Genomic DNA, 17,364 nt, shown 5'->3' on the forward strand with positions numbered 1-17,364 from the left:
TGCAAGGGGCCGGATACGGCATGGGTGCACCATGGTGTCGCGGATCCTGATCGTCCTCGCCGCCCTGCTGCTGCCCGCGCAGGCGCTGGCCAATACGCTGGAAGGCCACTGGGCCTTCCGCATCGACGACGCGACGATCTTCGTCTTCCGGCTCGACCAGTTGCCCGGCGGCAGCTGGAGCGGGGCTTGGAAGCGTCCGACGGCAATCTCCAGCAATGGCGCGGTGTTTCAGCGCATGAGCGGCAGCGAAGTGGTGACTGCCATCGCCACGGGCGAGCGCGACGGGGTGGTGCAGCTGACCTTCGCCGGACCTCCGGGGAACAGCAACAACGACGTGCTGCGCTTCCGGCTGACGGGCGAGAACCAGGCGGAACTGACTTATGTCGGCTTGCCGGTGGCGCCATATCCGCTGATCCGCGTAAGGCCCGACACGGCGCTCGGCCCGTTCGAGGATAACCGTATCTACGACCGCGACCTTGCCGTGAGCGAGGCGCCTTACGAGGCCCCGTGGCAGCCGCAGGGGCTGGTCGACCAGACCGGAGCGGCCGTGGCGCTTCCGGCAGAGGAGGTGCCGCTGGAAGCGGCGATCGACGCCGCGTTAGCCGCGCTTGGCGAGGGTGACGTGGAGGAGGAGGCGGCAGAATTGCCGGCAATCACCGAAGAGCCGGTCGAACTCGCCGATGCCGCGGCGGTTGAGGGCGACGACGCCAATGCAGAGGACGAGGAGGAGGAAGATCGTCCGCGGATCACCGCCGACTTCCTCGACGGGCTTTAGGCCCTAACTGCTTTCCAGCAGGGCGGCAGTCTTGCGCAGCATGTCGCAGATCTGCGCCTCGGTCGTCTCGTCGAAACGCACCTTCGGCACGGCGACGGAAATCGAACCGACCGGGTTGCCGTCGATGGTGACCAGCCGGGCGATGCCGGTGATACCGCGGGAATATTCCTCGTCGGTCGTGGCGAAGCCGGTTTCGCGGATTTCCGCGATCTGTTCGCGCAGGCGCGCCTCGTCGGTCACCGTCATCGGGGTGAAGGCTTCGCGCTCGGCCTCGGCGAAATAGCGGTCCAGCTCGTCGTCATCGAGTGCGGCGAGCATGACCTTGCCGGCTGCCAGCGCGTGCATCGGCAGGCGCTGGCCGGAGGGCACCGAATAGCGCAGTGCCTGTTCGCTGCTTTCGGTGACGATCGCCTCGATTTCCCAGCCCTCGCGCACGAAGAAGCTGGTCGTCTCGTTCAGCTGCATGCGCATGGTGCGCACCAGCGGCGCGGCGCGGTCCGCCAGCGTGTAGTTGCCGCCCGAGGTCTGCAGGCGGGCGAGGCCCGGCCCGGCCGAGTAGCGGCGACCCTGCCGCTCCAGGTACTGCCGCTCCACCAGTGTGGACAGCAGGTACGACAGGCTCGACACCGGAATCGCCAGCGCGGTAGCGATTTCCTGCGCCACCAGCGGACGGTCATGCGCCACCACGTACTCGATGATGTCGAGCGTGCGGGTAGCCGATTTGACCTGGCTGTTCTGTGCCGGTGCGACGGATGATTTGGTCGAGGCCTCTGCCATCCCCTGCGTATTTCATATATACGAAAATTACGCAAGAGTGAAAAAGAGCTTCTCCCTCACAATCTTTCGTCTGCGATATCCGCGCCTTCGCGCAAGGCCCGCAGCTTCGCCCAGGCGACCTTTGGATCGATCTTGCCATAGCCCGCGAAGGTGCCGAATCCGCAGTCGGTGCTGGCGATCACCCGGTCCTTGCCGACGATGGCGGCAAAGCGCTCGATCCGCTGGACGATGAGCTCCCCGGTCTCGACATAGTTGGAGCAGGTGTCGACCAGGCCCGGTGCGAGCACCTTTTCTTGCGGCAGGTCGGCCTTGGCCCAGACCGCCCACTCGTGTTCGTGTCGCGGGTTAGCGGCTTCGAACAGGATCGTCGCCGGCCGCGCCGAGAGCACCACGTCGAGGATCGTTTCCAGCGGGATGTCGTAGGTATGCGGGCCTTCGTAATTGCCCCAGCATACGTGCATGCGCATCTGTTCGGGCGCGATGTTCCGGGTCGCCTCGTTCATCGCTTCGACATTGGCGCGGATGGTGGCGAGGAACTGCGCCTCGTCCATGTCCTGGTAGCCGGTGTGGCGGCTCATCGCGAGGTCGGGGCAGTCGAGCTGCAACTGGAAGCCGGCCTCCACGATGGCCTCGTACTCGGGCTGCATGGCGGTGGCAAGATCGGCGAGGTAGGCCTCGTGCGTCGCGTAGTACTGGTTCGGCTGGAAGGCGGTGATCAGGCCGGGGGAGGCCGAGTTCATGAAGGCTTCGACGCCTTCACCCGCCACATCCAGCGCGTTGCGGAAGCGGCGGATGTCGTCGTGCAACGGTTGCAGGTTCACCAGCTCCACCTTGTCGATGGCGCTGGCGCGGGTGAATTCCTGGCTGCCCATGATGTGCGAAAGCTTCTTCGCCAGGTCGGGCACTTCGGCAAGGTCCTTGGCCGGCTTGCGCGGCGTGTGCCCGCCGAAGCCGGAAAGCCGCTCGATGATGTAGGTGGAGTAGCCGACCTTGCCGAGCTCGCCATCGCTGACCACGGAAACGCCCGCCGCCACCTGCTGGCGCACGGCCTCGGTCACGGCATCCTGCACCACGCGGTCGAATTCCTCCGCGTCGTAAGGCTCGCCCTTGTCGCGCGCGAGCAGGAGGGGGACGAGCTGTTCCCCGCGTGGCAGACTGCCGACATGGGTGGTCTTGATCACTGCGAATTCTCCTAGCCGACGATCGCGCAGCCCACGCTGGCGAATTTCCCGTCTTGCAGATGGTAATGGATGTACTGCCGCATTTCCTGCACGTCGCCCGCGGCAATCGGAAAGAACTGCTGCATGCCGTGGGCGTCCAGTTCCTCCCGCGTCAGGTCCTTGAAGGCCTCGATCCTGATCACGCCCTCCACGGCCACCAGCTCGTCGGAGGCGGCGAATTTCTCCACCGTGATGGTCTCGCGCACGAAGCCGTGCAGGAAGCCGTAGAACTCGCGCAACTGCTCGCGCGTGCGGATCTCGATGCCGAAGAAGGCCATCTGCGGATCCTCGGCATAGAAATCGAACACCGTGTCGTAGTCGCGCGCATTGAAGGCGGCAGCATAGCGTTCGTAGTCCTCGCGAGTCACCCGGCCCTCCCTTTCGATTGCGCGCAACCCTAACGATCGTTAGCGTGGCCGCAATAGGGGAGGAGAAGGCCGTGAGCCGTACACCGCAGGAAGAAGCCAACCTGGCGCTGGTCGTCGAGATGTTCGAGAACGTGCTCGTGCCGCTCGATAGCAGCCGCGTCGACGAGTACATCTCGCCCGACTACATCCAGCATCACCAGAACGTCGACCCGGGGCGCGAGGCACTGAAGGCCTTCCTCGACTGGGCCAAGGGCCAGCCGGGCGAAGCCGAGCAGATCCTCCACCGCTCCTTCGTCGATGGCGACCACGTCATGCTGCACTACCACGTGATCCGGCACGAGGGCGATCCGGGCTTCGCGGTGATGGACATCTTCCGCGTCGAGGACGGCATGATTGCCGAGCACTGGGACGTGATGCAGGATGTCAATCCGGACCGCCTGAACCCGCTCTCGCCCTTCTGAGGACCCTTGTGATGCGTTTCAAAGACAAGATCGTGCTGGTGCTGGGCGGCAATTCGGGCATGGGCCTGGCTGCCGCGCAGATGTTCGCCGCAGAGGGCGGCAAGGTGCACCTGACGGGCCGAGACCAGGCGACCATCGACGCTGCCGTGGAGTCCATTCCCGGCGCCACCGGCTACCAGTCCGACATCTCCGATCCTGCCGCGACGGAAGCGGTGGTTACGGCCATCGAGGAAGCCGACGGGCGGATCGATGTGCTCTACATCAATGCCGGCGTCGGCGGTTTCGCGCCCTTGCGCGATATTACCGAGGAAGCCTGGGACCACACCCATTCGATCAACCTGCGCGGCTGCGTCTTCGCCTTGCAGAAGGCGGTGCGGATCATGGGCAAGGGCGGCAGCGTGGTCGTCACCGGCTCCATCGGTGCACACGGAGCTCTGGAAGGCAACGGCACCTATGCCGCCGCCAAGGCCGGGCTGTTCATGGCGATGAAGGTCTTTGCCAAGGAACTGGTGCCCGAAGGCATCCGCGTGAACGTGGTCAGCCCCGGCCCGATCGACACGCCGCTGCTCTATCGCAACCCCGGCATGACCGACGACCAGGTGGCGGGCCTGAAGGAAATGATGATCGCCAACATCCCGATGAAGCGCATGGGCGAGAGCGAGGATGTGGCGAAAGCCGTGCTGTTCCTCGCCAGCGACGATGCCAGCTTCATCACGGGCGCGAACCTGTTCGTCGATGGCGGCCTGATTGAACTGGGATGACCATGGCAGACTTTTCCGACACCACCCCTTTCACCGCACCGTTTTCGGCCTTCGACGCGCCTCGGCTGGAGCCGGTAATGACCGTGCAGCTGAAATTCCCCGAAGCCTATTCGATGGTGCCCATGCCCGGGGGCGGGATGCGCACGGCCGTGCTGGTGAAGGATGGCACCTTCGAAGGCCCACTGCTGAAGGGCCGCGCCGTGCCGGGTTCCGGCGGCGATTATGCCTGGTGGCGGGATGACGAGGTCGCCTGCCTCGATGCCCGCTACCTGCTGGAGGAAGAGGACGGCACCATCATCATGCTGCAGAACCGCGGCTTCCTGTGGGGCCGCAAGCCCGACACCATGGCGCGCCTGCGCGCCTGGGCCTTCGACGGCGGCGACCCGGTGCCGCACGAGGATTATTACCTGCGCAGCCAGACCACCTTCGAATGCGCCAAGGGCAAGCACGACTGGCTGACCAAGCACGTCTTCATCGGCGTGGGCGAGCGGCGCAGCGACGGCAACCGCCTGCGCTATTACGCCTTGACCTGAAGCCCTACGGGTTGAGGTCGTCCACGCCAAAGTCGCTACGAGGCGAGTATTCGGGATACTGACCTTCCGGCAAGCCGCTGTCGGCGATCACCACGCGGTGACTGAACTTCCATTCGCCATCGACCTTCACCAGCCGGTCGAATTCGCGGCCCTGTTCCAGCAGCTCGGGCGGCTGGTCGATCGCCGGGTTGCCGACGCCGGTCCAGATGAAGCTGGCGGTGGCGGTGTCGCCATCGACTTCGATCACCGGGTTCGACAGCAGCATGCGGAACGGTCCGCCCTGGTTCGACGCGCTGGACGGATCCTCGCCGATGGAGCCGTAGAGTTCCTCGATCTCGGCGCGCCCGGTGGCGACGTTGCCGTTGACGTCGAACACGGCATCCTCGGTGAAATACTCGTCGAAGGCCCCGGCATCGCCGCCGCCGAGGTGCGAATAATACTCGACCACCATGTCCTCGATGGCGATGCGATCGAGCGCGGCCTGGGTTTCAGCATCGACGGTGGCTGACTGGTTGCAGCCCGCCAGCAAGACGGCGGCAACGGCGGTTGCGGCAAGAGCCGTGTGGCGCATGGATATTCTCCCCTCTCCCTATGCCACGCGAGATTGCGCCTGTCCGCTGGCGATGACAAGTCCACAGGCGAATTGCGCCCCTATGGACTCTTGCACGAATTGACTTAGTCTCCCCCGCCAGCGGCCCGGGAGAGGCTGCTCTGAGGAGAGGGGAACACATATGACCGCATATCTTGCGCTTGCCGTTTCGGTGGGCCTGCTTGCCATTCTCGACACCTGGCTGTTCGGCGTGCCGCTGGCGGATTTCCTGCCCGGCCTCGTCTGGATCAGCTTCATCGCCTGGGGCTGCCACTTCCATTCGGGCGGCGGCACCAAGGGGATGACGACGGCTGCCGTCGGCATGAGCTTCGGCGCGCTCGTCGGCATGGCCGCGATCTGGGCACTGATGGGGCCGCTTGCGGGCCTGGGTGACTGGGCCGGTCCGGTGGCCGTGGGTCTGGGCGCCTTCGTGATCTGCCTGGCCAGCGCTCTGCCGCCGCTCGCCACCATTCCGGCCAGCGTCTACGGCTTTGCTGCCGTTGCCGGCGCGACCTTCCTGATGGCCGGCGAAGAAGGCATGGATCCGTTCGGTGCCATCGTCCCGACCATCGTCTCGGTCGTCATCGGCGCGATCTTCGGCATCGTGTCCGAATACCTCGCCAATGCGTTGACCAAGAAGGATACCGCAGCCTGATAGGCAGCGATCCTGAGACTATCGGAAAGAGGCGGGGGAGCGAGGGCTCTCCCGCCTTTTTTCATTCCTCTTCGAAGAAGCGGTCAGACTGGTAGGGCATGACGATGCCCAGCGCCTCGATCTCGTGGATCGCGCCGCCCCAGACCTTGTAGATGTGGATCGCGGGCATGTCGAAAGGGTCATATTCCATGTGCCGATTGTCGGCCCAGGGTACCCCGATCAGCGCGAAGTCCTGCTTGTCGAAATCGTGCTCGAAGTGGCTGACGCCCCAGACGAGGCCGGTCACCGGGTCCGCAATCTCGACGCGGCGGTTCTCGATGCGGGTGATGTATTCCCACATGTTGGTATCCATTTGCGCCGCGCAGCCAAGCCCGCCCAGATAGGCAAACACCGGGTCGAACTGGCCGTTGCCGAAATTGCTTTCGCGCACCATCGGGTTGCGCGCGGTCTGGAAGCCGTTTTCGCGCCGCTCGCAATCGTCCGCCATGTTGGAATGCAGCGAGTTGTTGTTGTCGAGCGAGTCGTAGTAGCTCTCGCCGAGCCAGATCATTCGCGCGCGGCTGTCCATGTAGGCGGCGGGCACCGGCTCCATCAGCCGCGGGCGCGGGGTCTGCAGGTTGGCAAGCTGCGGCGGTGACAGGTCGCGCGCGACGAGGTGTTCCGCCTCGGCCACGGCGCCGTCCTCACCCAGTTGCAGGCGGATGCCGACCAGCACGTCTTCCTCGCCCTCGCTCATCAGCGCCAGCAGGCCGACCTGCTGGCTGACGGGGTCGGCAACGTGGATCACGAACTCGCTGGCGGGGCCGGCGGTGACGCTGTCGAAGATGCCTTCGCCCGGTGCGATAGCGGCAAGGTTCTCCACCACCACGGCATTGTCGGTCCAGCGCACGGCGCCCGGATCGTCTGCCACCACGCCGCTGGCATAGGCATCGGCCAGGGCGATCAGGCAGTCGCGGTCGCAGTCCGGCGCCGCGTGGTGTTCGGCGGTTGCAGGCGTGGCGAAGGCAGCGCTGGCAAGCAGCGCGGCGCACAGGCGTTTGGTCATTGGTCCCCTCCCAAGGAATTGCGCGGAGTCAGCGAGAAATCGGGCGTCCCGCGCCAGTCGAAAAGCTGCCAGAAATAGTGTCGCCACGGCCAGGCGAGCACCACGTTGAAGACGATGGTGAGCGCACCGAAGACATATTCGATCACGCCTTCATCGAGCACGAAGTTCCAGTAGACGATAACGAAGTTGATCGGCGCTATGGCGATGACTGCCAGCGGCATCAGCCGGTTTGCGAGGATCAGCAGGCCGAGCACGATCTCGGCCACCTTGACGTAGGTCATCAGGCCGGAATCGATCATCGCCAGCGAGAAATCGATGGCGGCCTGTTCCTGGCCCAGAGGCTGCCAGCTCGGGTCGATGAAGGGCATCGCGCCCGAGTAGACCCACCAGCCGCCGAACACGATGCGGCTGGCATGATAGAGCCATTTCATCGCACCGGCTCGCTGACATGGTTTTCGACGCCCTGCGCTTCCCAGGCGGCGGCGCGTTCGTCGGCGAAGCGGGGGCTGGTCGACATGATGTAGCCGCGCACCTGCACGTTGCCTTCATGGCAGGCGTATTCGTACATGCCGTAGTCGTCCTCGCGCAGCCACGGCAGGTCGAGCTTGTAGTGGCCCTCCATCACCACCGGATCGCGGACCCAGGCCTCGTAATGGATCTGGTTGTCGTTCTTCAGCGTCAGGTGTTCGGTAACGTGCAGCTGGTCCGAATTGGGGGCAGGCCCCATCGACATGCCGGGACGGAAATTGGTGGTCTCGATCACCAGCGTATCGCCTTCCCAGTGCCCGCGCGAAAAGCCGAGGTCGTATTGCACGTCGGCGGGCGGCGCCTCGCGTCCGTCGAGATAGACCATGCGGCTTTCGTGGATCATCTCCAGCGTGATCACCACGAGGCCCGGCGACTGGAAGATCTCGATCCCGCCGTTGTAGGCGCCGGGCAGCATGGAGCCGGGCATGCCGCGGGTCAGGCAGCGGTCGAAGATGCCGAAGTCGTCCATGTTCTCGAACACGTAGGTGTTCCAGCTGGTCCGCTCGTTGGCACGCCATTCCTCACCCTGCGGGGTGAGCGGCGGGTAGCGGCCGTTGGCGGGTTCGACGATCATCGAGCTTTGCCGCAGCGGGTGCCCGAATTCGGCCCAGTGGCCCATGGCCATCAGCCCGGCTTCGTTCTCCTCTTCATAGCGGTCGAGGTCGCCCTGCGCGCGGTCGAAGGCGCGGCGATATTCCTCTTCAGTGAGGAAGGCGCGTTCACCCAGTGCAGGCGATCGTTCGCGCGGGGTGCGCCCGAGGTAGTCGACCGGCCACTTGCCGCGCAGGTCCGGGTCGCCCCACTGCGTGCGCGGCATCTCCCAGCCGGGAGGCGGCGGCTGGAAGCGCGCCTCCATCTGCTCTTCAAAAGTGGCATCCTGCGCCACGACGGGCGCGGCCAACAGGGCCAGCGCTACGGCTAAAGCTGTCCTCATGCTCCTCTCCCCTGCGGAAGAGCTTAACCGCTAAGCTTGCTGTTCGCCAGCTTCTCTCGCGCCACCCACGTGCCGTGCACCTGGCTGCGCAGTGCCTTGCCGGTCTTTATCCGGGCAATGGGGCCCTTCTCGACCGCGTCAGCCTCGATCACCCACAGCTCGCTGGAATAGTCGGACGGGTCGCCCGCACCCGGAGGGCCGTTGGGAATATCGATGACGCTCAGCAGCCAGCCGCCATGGCCTGCCTCCGGCGAGACGACGTGGGCCGGTTCGCTGATGGCACCGCCCGGAGGGGTCTCCATCATCGACAGGCGCCCGGTTTCCGGCTCGATCCGCAACAGGCAGTTGAAATTCGCCCCCACCGGGCCGCCCAGCATCGGCGGGCCCTTGGCTTGCGGGTTCATGCTGAGGTACCAGGCGCGCGGGTAGGGGCGGCCCTGCACGGCGTCCTCCACCCGGCACAGGTCGCCGGTCGGGCCAAGTTCGCGCTGCTCGATGGCGGGCTTGTGCGCGCTCATGTCGATGGTCCACCGGGTCAGCGCGCCCTTGATGTCGCGCTGGTCGATGTCCAGCCCGCCGGCCTCGCGCATGAACTGGAAGGCGCAGGTGTCGGTCAGGCACAGGTCGATGTGGACCTTGTCGCCATCATCGTAGCCGTTCACCTCGTGGAAGCAGGAGACGCCCTTCGGCCCCTCGATCCACACCATTTCCGACACGTCGCCATACCGCGGCATGATGCCGACATAGCTCGGCAGGTCCTGATGGTGGGCCCAGTGCGGGCCACCCGCCTTGATCCGGTCGAGGTCTGCCAGCGTCGGGAAAATCGGGAAAATCGCGTACTTCTCGGTGATCACGAAGTCGTGGATGGTGGAGCAATAGGGCTGCTCGAACCACTGTTCCTTGACGAGGTTGCCGTCCTTGTCGGCGATGCAATAGGCGACATTGAGATCGCACAGCCCGCCGGCCTCGTAGCCGAAGAAGAACATCTCGCCGGTCACTGGATCGATGCGCGGGTGCGCGGTGAAGGTCTCGCTGCGCAGCTTGCCCTCGTAATCCCAGCGCCCCCGGGTCTCCAGCGTGTGCGGATTGACCTCGTAGCCGCGACCGTCTTCCTTGGTCATGAAGAGCCTGCCGCCGTGCCACACGGGGGTGGTGTTGGCGACCGTGCGATCCTTGCCCTTCACGCTGGGATCGTCGGTGAAGGGATTGCGATAACGGCCGAACAATGCGCGGCCCGCTTCCTTCTCCAGCAGGTAGCGTTCGGTCTCGACATACCTGATGGCGAAGCTGACCTTGCCGTCCTTGATATCGAAGCGGGCGATCATGCCGTCATGGTTCAGCGCGATGTCGTCCTCGAACATCGGCGGATGGGCATTGTCGGGTACGGCGCGGAAGAACGAGCCATTGATGGCGGCGGGGATTTCCCCTTCCACTTCAAGGTTATCCAGCGAATATTCCTGCTGGCGCGGGGTGTTGGTACCGATGAAGTGAATAGTCTGCGGAAAAGCGCCCATTGCCTCTCTCCTCCCGTGATTCTTGGCGATAACGCTAACGGTTGTTACAATCGGTGCAAGAGCAGAACATTGACGAGGCGCAAAGGGGAGGGGAGCGATGGACGTGCAAGGCAGTGCCGCTGACGCCGGAAGCAGCCATCTGCATATGAACGAGACCAGCGAGGTGGTGCTGCTTCACCGGCTGCTGAAGCTCACCAACCGCCTGATGGCACCGTTTTCCACGCACCTTTCTGCGCGATACAAGATCAGCGTGAACGAGTTCCGCCTGCTGATGACGATCGGTGCACTGGGGCGCACGGCCAGCCACGAGGTGGCCGAGCTGACCGGCGTCAACGCCATGAGCGTCAGCCGGGCCGTGGCGGCGCTGGAGAAGCACGGCCGCATCCAGGTGGAAACCGACGCCGCCAATCGCCGCCGCAAGTGGCTGACCCTGTCGGAGGAAGGCGAGCGGCTCTACCAGATCATGCGTCCGCAGACCGAGACTGTCGCGCACTACCTGTTCGGCAAGCTTGAGGCGGACGAGGTGGCGGGATTCGCCAGTACGGTCGAAAAGCTGATCGAGCGGCTCGACGCGCGCGACGAGGACGGCCATTCGGTCTTCCTCGAACGTACCAAGCCGGTGGTGGACCAATGAACCAGGAACTGCGCCGCGAGATCGAGGCCGAGGTAACCCGGCTGATCCACGAATATGTCTGGGCGAACGATGCGCAGGACTGGGATGCCTGTGCCGCGCTCTATACCGAAGATGCGGTGTTCCGCCGCCCTAGCGGGGGCGACCCGGTGGTGGGCAGGGAGGCGATCCTCGACAGCTTCAAGGCGCGCCCGCCGCGGGCGCAACGCCACGTCATCGCCAACACCCTGGTCGACGTGGAAGGCCCTGCCACCGCCCGGGCGAAGAGCGTGATCATCCTCTACATGGGGGACACGCCGGAAGACGGCGGCCTGCCGGTGCAGGATGCCAAGAGCCCGCTGGTCGGCACCTTCACCGACCTGGTGGTGCAGACGCCGCACGGATGGCGATTCAAGGAACGTGTCGGCGGGCTCGACTTCAGGCCGTAGCGGCCGCCTCGTCGCGCTGCTTCACCCTTAGCCCCAGCGGCACGGCCAGGGCCGCCAGCGCGCAGATCGCGGCGGGAATGCCGGCGATGAAGAAATAGGTCTGCGGGCCACCCTCGGCATTGAGCACGGCCTGCCCGATCAGCGGCCCGGCAAAGGCGCCCAGCCGTGCCACCATCACGCCCATGCCGATGGCGGTGGACAGCAGGCGCGGAGCGAACATGTAGACGCACAGCGCCGGCAGCACCATTCCGCCGGCACTGGCTCCGCCCACGCCAACGCACAGCAACAGCGTCCACAGGGTACGGTCGGGCGGCGACACGCTTACGGCGAAGAAGCACAGCGCCATTGCGCCGAACATCAGCACCAGCGTCCAGCTCTTGTTCCAGCGGTCGATGCCGAAGCTGGCGACAACGCCGATGATGATGCCGGCAAACTGCACGATGCCGGAAACGCGGTCGGCCAGGTCCTGCTCGAACCCGGCCTGCGGCAGGAAGGTCGGCAGCCACGAGTTGAGCAGATAGAGGTTCATCGCGTTGAAGCCGAGCATCACCGCGAACACGGCGAAGGGGATGATCCAAGGCTGGCGGAACAGCAGGATCTGCGGCGCCTTGGCGGTGCCGTCCTTGTCTGCCGATTCCGGCGGGCCACCGTCGAGCAGGCCCCACAGGCAGACGGCCAGCAGCAAGGCGAGAATACCCGGCACGTAGAACAATCCCTGCCACCCGAATGCGCCCACGACGTTGGGCGACAGCACCCCGGCAAGGAAGATGCCGAAGGGGATGCCCGCCGAAACCACCGCCATGACGGTGGCGCGCAGGCGAGCCGGGGCCAGCTCTGCCGACAGGGCACTGACGTTGGGCAGTGCCGCGCCGAGCGCGATGCCGGTGAGGCCGCGCCAGACGAGAAATTCGGTGACGGTGGTGGCCGTGCTGGTCGCCAGCGTGAACACGCCGGTCGCCACCGCACCCGCCACGATCAGCGCGCGCCGTCCGAAGCGGTCGCCATAGGGCGCCAGCAGCGCGCCGCCCACGCCGATGCCGACGAGCAGCGCGGTGAAGACCCAGCCGAAGCTGGCGGGTTCCAGTCCCAGCGCCTCGTCCAGGCGGGCCACGGCGAGGCCCATGGCGGCGATGTCATATCCCTCCATCACGAAGATGCCGGCCAGCAGGACGAGCGAGGCAATGGTGCGGTTGGTCATCAGGCGGCGGCCTCATTGGATTGTCGGGTTTCACGCGCATCCCACGGGCTGGGCATGCGATAGGGCACGGTCAGAAAATCGGCCTCGACCGCCTCGATCGCTCCGTCGCGGATCTTGAAGGCCTCGGCCAGGTAATAGGAGTGCGGGCGGCGGATCGGACTGTTCACCGTCTCTCCGTTGGTGAGCGTGTATTCGCCCAGCTTGCCCGAATGATCGATGAAACCATAGGCCAGCACGATTCCGCGTTCGACATCCACCAGCGGAAAGCGGCGGGCGCGCAGGTCGTCGTCATAGCGATACCAGCCGAGCGCGAACTGCTCCTCGCAGCCCATCCGCGCGACGGGCAGCGGAAAATCGGCATTGTTGGTGGTCTGCACGCCGTTCTCGACGCGGTTGCAATGCGGCCAGAATTTCGTGTTGATCGTACCGTCGTTACGCTCGATCGTCTCGAAATAGCCGTTGGCCACGCGCACCAGCTCCTCGCGGCCGGAACGCTCCGCGTCCGGCACCAGCGCCAGCATGGCGGGCTTGTCCTCGAACTTCTGCGGACCGAAGGGAAATCCCTCGTCCTTGTTGCGCGCGACCACGGTCTCGATGCCGGTGATCGTCTCGCCGCTCACTTCCAGACGGATGCAGCAGGGGTTGAGCGCGTCGGTTTCCTCCAACGCGGTGAACAGCGCGACCTGGCCGCGCTCCGGTTCGGCGAAACGCAGGTCATAATCGTGGCGGGCACTGATGGTGTTCCACAGCCCGTCGCCCACGGCGAGCCGCACATTGTTCTCGGTATTGAAGACGTCGGGAGCGATGGGCGCGCGCGCCGGATCGCGGCTGGCGAGCGCGGCGACATAGCTGTCCAGCACGGCGTAAAGCGCCTCGCGCGTCGTCAATTGCCTCTCCCCTCGCTTGACTTGGGAGTGGACTAGCTGAAAAGTAACGGTCGTTAAAGTGGAGAGGGGAGAGCCATGGCGGATGCACCGCTGGCACCGGGTCTGACCTTGGGACAGCTCAACGCGGCGCAGCGCGCGCTGGAAGCGGTACTGGGCGCCTCGAAGTGCTTCTTCGAGGATCTCGATCGCCGGACCTACCAGGACAAGTTCGCGGTGGACGATGCCGCGCACCATCCGGTCGGCGCGGTGGCGCCCGACACGGTGGAGGAAATCCAGGCGGTTGTGCGGATCGCCAACGAATACCGCCTGCCCATCTTCCCCATCGCGCGCGGCAAGAACCTTGGCTACGGCGGCAGCGCCCCGGTGCTGGCGGGCAGCGTGGTGCTCGACCTGTCGCGCATGAAGAAGATCGAGTTCGACGAGGAGCTTGGCACCGTCCTGCTGGAACCGGGCGTCGGCTTCTACGACCTTTACGACTTCGTCCAGCGCAACAACCTGCCCTACTGGCTCTCCACCCCCGGCAACTCCTGGGGCAGCGTCATGGGCAACGCGCTCGATCGCGGCGTCGGCTACACGCCTTACGGCGAGCACACCAAGAACATCTGCGGGCTGGAAGTGGTGCTGGCCAATGGCGAAGTGGTGCGCACCGGCATGGGCGCCTTCTCCAATGCGCCGACCTGGCAGGCCTATCCCTTCGGCTTCGGTCCCGGCTGGGACCAGATGTTCGTCCAGTCGAACTTCGGCATCGTCACCAAGATGGGCATGTGGATGATGCCCGAGCCGGAAAGCCTGATGGGCATGGATGTCGAGTTCGACAAACCTGAAGACCTGAAGGTGATGGTCGACACCATCGCGCCCTTGCGGCGCGAGCGGCTGCTGACCCAGTCGCCAAGCATCGGCAACTGGATGCGTGCCGCCGCCGTGGTGACCACGCGCGACCAGTGGACCGACGAGCCGGGCGCGCTGTCCGACAGCGTGATCGATGCCATACGCCGCCAGTTCAACATTGGCTGGTGGGGCGTCTCGCTGCGCCTCTATGGCCGCGAGGATGTGAACAAGGCGGCCTACAAGGTGCTGGAAGAGGCGATGGGCAATGCCGGCCCGATGCTGATCAAGCCGACCAGCTGGGTGCGGGGCGAGCCGCTGGAATATACCGGCTGGACTGGCACGCCGATGACCTTCCCGATGCAGAACGTGAACTGGTACGGCGGACGCGGCGGGCACATCGGCTTCAGCCCGATCATCCCGCAGGATGGCGACGCCGCGCTGGCGCAGTTCCGCCGCACCTATGCGCGCTACCAGGAATACGGGATGGACTACCAGGGCAGCTTCGCTTTCGGCGAGCGGCACCTGACCAACGTCAACGCGATGATCTTCAACAAGGACGATCCGGCCATGATGGCCAAGGTCGATCCGTTCTTCCGCACGCTGGTGGCGGACGCGAAGGAGCAGGGCTACGGCGAGTACCGCACGCACCTCGACTACATGGACCTTGTCGCGGGCACCTACGACTACAACGGCGGTGCGCTGGGTCGCATGAACGAGGCGGTGAAGGATGCGCTGGACCCCAACGGCATCATCGCGCCGGGCAAGAGCGGTATCTGGGGCAGCGCCTATCGCGGGGAGAGGCAGGCATGAAGCGGACAGCTCTGATCGCGGCAGGGGCATTGCTGGCCGGTTGCGCCGGTGTTGCCGCGGCGCAGAATGCCGAGGGCCAGCAGGAGGCAGCGCCGGCGCAGGCCGGGCCGCCGCCGATGCCCCAGCCCGTCACCCTGGCGCAGCGCCCCGATGCCACCGGCGGCGAAGCGCTCTACGTCGAATATTGCGGCATGTGCCACACGGCCAACGGCATGGGCACCGGCCTGCTCGCCCGCACGCGCGAAGTCGCGTTGCTGGAGGCGCGCGACAACTTAGCCGCGGCCTATGTGGTGCTGGCCGCGCGGCAGGGGATCGGCAACATGCCTGCCATTCCGCGCGGCGAGGTTTCGGATGAAGACCTGCAGGCGATTGCCGATTATCTCGCGGCCGGACCGCACGAGGTGACGCCATGAAGGCGACCCGGCGCAGTATCCTGGCCGGGGCTGCGGCAATCCCCGTCGCCGCGGGGTTGTCGAAGGTATGCTGGCACGGCGTGACGGATGCGCTGTTCTGTTATGACGCGCACATCCCCACCGGCGCCCAGCTGGCGGAAGCGGCGCGCGGCGAAGGCGTGCGCACGCTGGCGCTGGGCGGTGACCGCATCCGCCAGGCGCGCGAGGTCTTTGCCCGCCGTCCGGCGCTCGTGCGCGGGGTCAGTCGTCAGGCCGATGCCGTGCTGTTCGAGGACGTCGGCCATGAAGCCGGTTACGAACTGCTGGAACGCCGCGTCGACGGCGTGATGATCGACTGGACGCTCGCGCCGCGCAATCGCGCCTAGGTTTCCGGCATTGCGCAGGTGAAACTGTCGGCCGCCATCGGGTCGCCGACGCCATCCCAGGTCTCGACCAGCGGATAGGGGCACAGCGGCCGCCTCATCGGCTCACGCGGAGGAGCGGGCGGCTGGCCGGGGAAGCCGCCAACCTCGGTCGGGCGCGTGGCCAGGATGCGTGTCGGCGCGACACCCGTTGTCGCCCAGTCGTCGATTACTCCCAGCGTATCGAAGCTGCTCGGCCCCTCACCGCCCGCGCAGTGATCCATGCCCGGCGCCATGAACAGTCGCAGCTGGCTGTCGCGCTGGCTTGCGGGCGTGGCGGAGTAGAGGCCGCGATAGAAGGCGAGGGTGTTGGTGGCCGGGATCAGCCCGTCGTTCCAGCCGTGGCTCAGCAGCAGCTTGCCACCGCGCGCGAAGAAGGCGCCAAGTCCGTCGCTCGGCACGTTCAGGATGTCCTCCCCGTAGGCGCGGCCATCGGCGAGGTACTGGCGATAGGGCGTTGCGCGCCAGTCGAAGCTCTCGTTGCCGCCGTAGACCAGATCGCGAAAGTAACTGGTGGCGACGGGGAAGGGCTCCTGCCCCATGACCAGCGCCAGCAATTGCATCTCGCTGCCGATCGGCCAGCCGGGCAGCAGTTGCGTCCCATCAGCGCCGCGCGTCCCGCGATAGATGCTCTGCACCGCCCGCACCTGCGGGGTGGATAGGCAGCCCTCGCTCTGGCCCGCACGGCACATCAGCCGCTCGGGATCGAAGGTGCACTGCTGCGGGCGACCGATCACGCCGTCTTCCACGCCGTCCAGCGCATCGCACTGTGCCACGGCGGCACTGTGCACCAGGCCCAGCACCTGCGGGCTCATCGCCGCGCCCCAGCGCTGCGGCTGCCAGCCGGCCCACATGGATTGCACCATCAGGTCGGTCATCGGATTGGCCGGGGCCATGGCGCTGATCGCGTCGAAATCGTCGGGATAGCGGTGCGCGGCCATCAGGCCCTGTCGCCCGCCGGTGGAACAGGAATTCCAGAGTGAAAGGTCCGGCCCGCGGCCGTAGAATTCACGCACCAGCGCTTTCGCCGCTACCGTGGTGACATGCACCGCACGGTGGCCGAAATCGACCAGCCGTTCCGGGTGCCCGACGGCCCATTCGGCGGTCAGCCCGTTGCCCGTATGGCCGGTGTCGGTGCTGGCCGTGGCATAGCCGCGGCGTATTGGCTCGGCCATTTGCGAATAGCTGATCGAGCCGGCCCAGATGCCGTTGCCGATGCCGACATACTTGCCGTTCCAGCCATCCAGCGGCAGCCAGACCTCGCTGCGAATGTCGCTATCGTCGCTGGGGGTGAGGTGGACCTGCACGCGGCAGAAGGCGGGCACGTCGCCATAGGCACCTGCACCGATGCCGGGGTTGATCCCGCCAGCGCCCGGCTGCTCGAACGCGCCGGCCGGCACCACTTCTGCTGCGGTGACGGAGCCGTTCTCCAGCGCGAAGCCGGCAAGGTCTTCGCAGGCGGCAAGCGCCGGCGTCGCCATGCCCATCGCGGCTCCGGCCAGGGCGGTAGAAATCAGGAAACGAGCGGTCATCAGGCAATCTCCCCCTTATTGCCTCAATCGTAACACCTGTTATGGTTGCGGCAACAGGAAGAGCCTGCACCGGGAG

General features: G+C 65.8%; 21 protein-coding genes. 10 read left to right on the forward strand and 11 right to left on the reverse strand.

Features of this window, described 5'->3' with window-relative positions; genetic code table 11:
* Window positions 1-31: 31 nt before the first annotated feature.
* Complete coding sequence (locus OZN62_RS11350) at window positions 32-775, forward strand: hypothetical protein (protein ID WP_269099850.1); 744 nt, start codon at window positions 32-34, stop codon at window positions 773-775.
* Between the two features lie 3 nt (window positions 776-778).
* Here the strand turns inward: OZN62_RS11350 and OZN62_RS11355 are convergent, their stop codons facing one another.
* From OZN62_RS11355 to OZN62_RS11365, 3 genes are read right to left on the reverse strand one after another with little or no spacing between them, the layout of a single operon-like run.
* The gene (locus OZN62_RS11355) at window positions 779-1,552 is read right to left on the reverse strand and encodes an IclR family transcriptional regulator (RefSeq protein ID WP_269099851.1); all 774 of its coding nucleotides are present in this window, start codon (window positions 1,550-1,552) and stop codon (window positions 779-781) included.
* Between the two features lie 56 nt (window positions 1,553-1,608).
* Complete coding sequence (locus OZN62_RS11360) at window positions 1,609-2,733, reverse strand: cobalamin-independent methionine synthase II family protein (protein WP_269099853.1); 1,125 nt, start codon at window positions 2,731-2,733, stop codon at window positions 1,609-1,611.
* 11 nt (window positions 2,734-2,744) lie between these two features.
* Window positions 2,745-3,140: a nuclear transport factor 2 family protein gene (locus OZN62_RS11365; protein ID WP_269099855.1), complete on the reverse strand. Its 396-nt coding sequence runs from the start codon at window positions 3,138-3,140 to the stop codon at window positions 2,745-2,747.
* 71 nt (window positions 3,141-3,211) lie between these two features.
* Between OZN62_RS11365 and OZN62_RS11370 the strand changes: the two genes are divergently transcribed.
* Genes OZN62_RS11370 through OZN62_RS11380 form a run of 3 tightly spaced genes read left to right on the forward strand, consistent with a single transcriptional unit; the run spans window position 3,212 to window position 4,895 of the window.
* On the forward strand, window positions 3,212-3,601 hold the full coding sequence (locus OZN62_RS11370) for a nuclear transport factor 2 family protein (protein WP_269099856.1): 390 nt from the start codon (window positions 3,212-3,214) through the stop codon (window positions 3,599-3,601).
* An 11-nt stretch (window positions 3,602-3,612) separates the two neighbouring features.
* On the forward strand, window positions 3,613-4,362 hold the full coding sequence (locus tag OZN62_RS11375) for an SDR family NAD(P)-dependent oxidoreductase (RefSeq protein ID WP_269099857.1): 750 nt from the start codon (window positions 3,613-3,615) through the stop codon (window positions 4,360-4,362).
* 2 nt (window positions 4,363-4,364) lie between these two features.
* Complete coding sequence (locus OZN62_RS11380; RefSeq protein ID WP_269099858.1) at window positions 4,365-4,895, forward strand: DUF3237 domain-containing protein; 531 nt, start codon at window positions 4,365-4,367, stop codon at window positions 4,893-4,895.
* A gap of 4 nt (window positions 4,896-4,899) precedes the next feature.
* Here the strand turns inward: OZN62_RS11380 and OZN62_RS11385 are convergent, their stop codons facing one another.
* Window positions 4,900-5,466, reverse strand: a complete 567-nt coding sequence (locus OZN62_RS11385) for a nuclear transport factor 2 family protein (RefSeq protein WP_269099861.1) — start codon at window positions 5,464-5,466, stop codon at window positions 4,900-4,902.
* A 160-nt stretch (window positions 5,467-5,626) separates the two neighbouring features.
* On the opposite strand from OZN62_RS11385, the gene OZN62_RS11390 reads away from it, so the two are divergent.
* Window positions 5,627-6,139 carry a DUF1097 domain-containing protein gene (locus OZN62_RS11390; RefSeq protein WP_269099862.1) on the forward strand — a complete coding sequence of 171 codons (513 nt, stop codon included), beginning with the start codon at window positions 5,627-5,629 and terminating at the stop codon, window positions 6,137-6,139.
* 61 nt (window positions 6,140-6,200) lie between these two features.
* Here OZN62_RS11390 and OZN62_RS11395 read toward each other — a convergent pair whose 3' ends face one another.
* From OZN62_RS11395 to OZN62_RS11410, 4 genes are read right to left on the reverse strand one after another with little or no spacing between them, the layout of a single operon-like run.
* Complete coding sequence (locus OZN62_RS11395; RefSeq protein ID WP_269099863.1) at window positions 6,201-7,184, reverse strand: hypothetical protein; 984 nt, start codon at window positions 7,182-7,184, stop codon at window positions 6,201-6,203.
* Window positions 7,181-7,615, reverse strand: a complete 435-nt coding sequence (locus tag OZN62_RS11400) for a hypothetical protein (protein WP_269099864.1) — start codon at window positions 7,613-7,615, stop codon at window positions 7,181-7,183. The genes OZN62_RS11395 and OZN62_RS11400 overlap by 4 nt, the downstream gene beginning before the upstream one ends.
* Complete coding sequence (locus OZN62_RS11405) at window positions 7,612-8,646, reverse strand: hypothetical protein (RefSeq protein WP_269099865.1); 1,035 nt, start codon at window positions 8,644-8,646, stop codon at window positions 7,612-7,614. Before OZN62_RS11405 ends, OZN62_RS11400 begins: the two co-directional genes overlap by 4 nt.
* A gap of 23 nt (window positions 8,647-8,669) precedes the next feature.
* Window positions 8,670-10,160 carry a carotenoid oxygenase family protein gene (locus OZN62_RS11410; protein WP_269099866.1) on the reverse strand — a complete coding sequence of 497 codons (1,491 nt, stop codon included), beginning with the start codon at window positions 10,158-10,160 and terminating at the stop codon, window positions 8,670-8,672.
* A 145-nt stretch (window positions 10,161-10,305) separates the two neighbouring features.
* On the opposite strand from OZN62_RS11410, the gene OZN62_RS11415 reads away from it, so the two are divergent.
* Window positions 10,306-10,794, forward strand: coding sequence for a MarR family winged helix-turn-helix transcriptional regulator (locus OZN62_RS11415; protein ID WP_269099868.1), 489 nt, complete (start codon window positions 10,306-10,308; stop codon window positions 10,792-10,794).
* Window positions 10,791-11,219: a nuclear transport factor 2 family protein gene (locus OZN62_RS11420; RefSeq protein WP_269099869.1), complete on the forward strand. Its 429-nt coding sequence runs from the start codon at window positions 10,791-10,793 to the stop codon at window positions 11,217-11,219. The genes OZN62_RS11415 and OZN62_RS11420 overlap by 4 nt, the downstream gene beginning before the upstream one ends.
* Here the strand turns inward: OZN62_RS11420 and OZN62_RS11425 are convergent.
* Window positions 11,209-12,417 (reverse strand): MFS transporter, encoded by a 1,209-nt coding sequence (locus OZN62_RS11425; protein WP_269099871.1) that lies wholly within the window; start codon window positions 12,415-12,417, stop codon window positions 11,209-11,211. The two genes, OZN62_RS11420 and OZN62_RS11425, sit on opposite strands and share 11 nt — an antisense overlap.
* On the reverse strand, window positions 12,417-13,304 hold the full coding sequence (locus OZN62_RS11430; protein WP_269099872.1) for a hypothetical protein: 888 nt from the start codon (window positions 13,302-13,304) through the stop codon (window positions 12,417-12,419). The genes OZN62_RS11425 and OZN62_RS11430 overlap by 1 nt, the downstream gene beginning before the upstream one ends.
* Window positions 13,305-13,379: 75 nt before the next feature.
* Between OZN62_RS11430 and OZN62_RS11435 the strand changes: the two genes are divergently transcribed.
* Genes OZN62_RS11435 through OZN62_RS11445 form a run of 3 tightly spaced genes read left to right on the forward strand, consistent with a single transcriptional unit; the run spans window position 13,380 to window position 15,720 of the window.
* Window positions 13,380-14,942 (forward strand): FAD-binding oxidoreductase, encoded by a 1,563-nt coding sequence (locus tag OZN62_RS11435; protein ID WP_269099873.1) that lies wholly within the window; start codon window positions 13,380-13,382, stop codon window positions 14,940-14,942.
* Complete coding sequence (locus OZN62_RS11440) at window positions 14,939-15,355, forward strand: c-type cytochrome (RefSeq protein ID WP_269099874.1); 417 nt, start codon at window positions 14,939-14,941, stop codon at window positions 15,353-15,355. Before OZN62_RS11435 ends, OZN62_RS11440 begins: the two co-directional genes overlap by 4 nt.
* Window positions 15,352-15,720, forward strand: coding sequence for a hypothetical protein (locus OZN62_RS11445; protein ID WP_269099876.1), 369 nt, complete (start codon window positions 15,352-15,354; stop codon window positions 15,718-15,720). The genes OZN62_RS11440 and OZN62_RS11445 overlap by 4 nt, the downstream gene beginning before the upstream one ends.
* Here OZN62_RS11445 and OZN62_RS11450 read toward each other — a convergent pair.
* Window positions 15,717-17,288, reverse strand: coding sequence for a tannase/feruloyl esterase family alpha/beta hydrolase (locus OZN62_RS11450; protein ID WP_269099878.1), 1,572 nt, complete (start codon window positions 17,286-17,288; stop codon window positions 15,717-15,719). The genes OZN62_RS11445 and OZN62_RS11450 overlap by 4 nt on opposite strands.
* Between the last annotated feature and the right edge of the window lie 76 nt (window positions 17,289-17,364).

Origin of the sequence: Aurantiacibacter sp. MUD11 (assembly GCF_026967575.1) — a bacterium.
Classification (GTDB): domain Bacteria; phylum Pseudomonadota; class Alphaproteobacteria; order Sphingomonadales; family Sphingomonadaceae; genus Alteraurantiacibacter.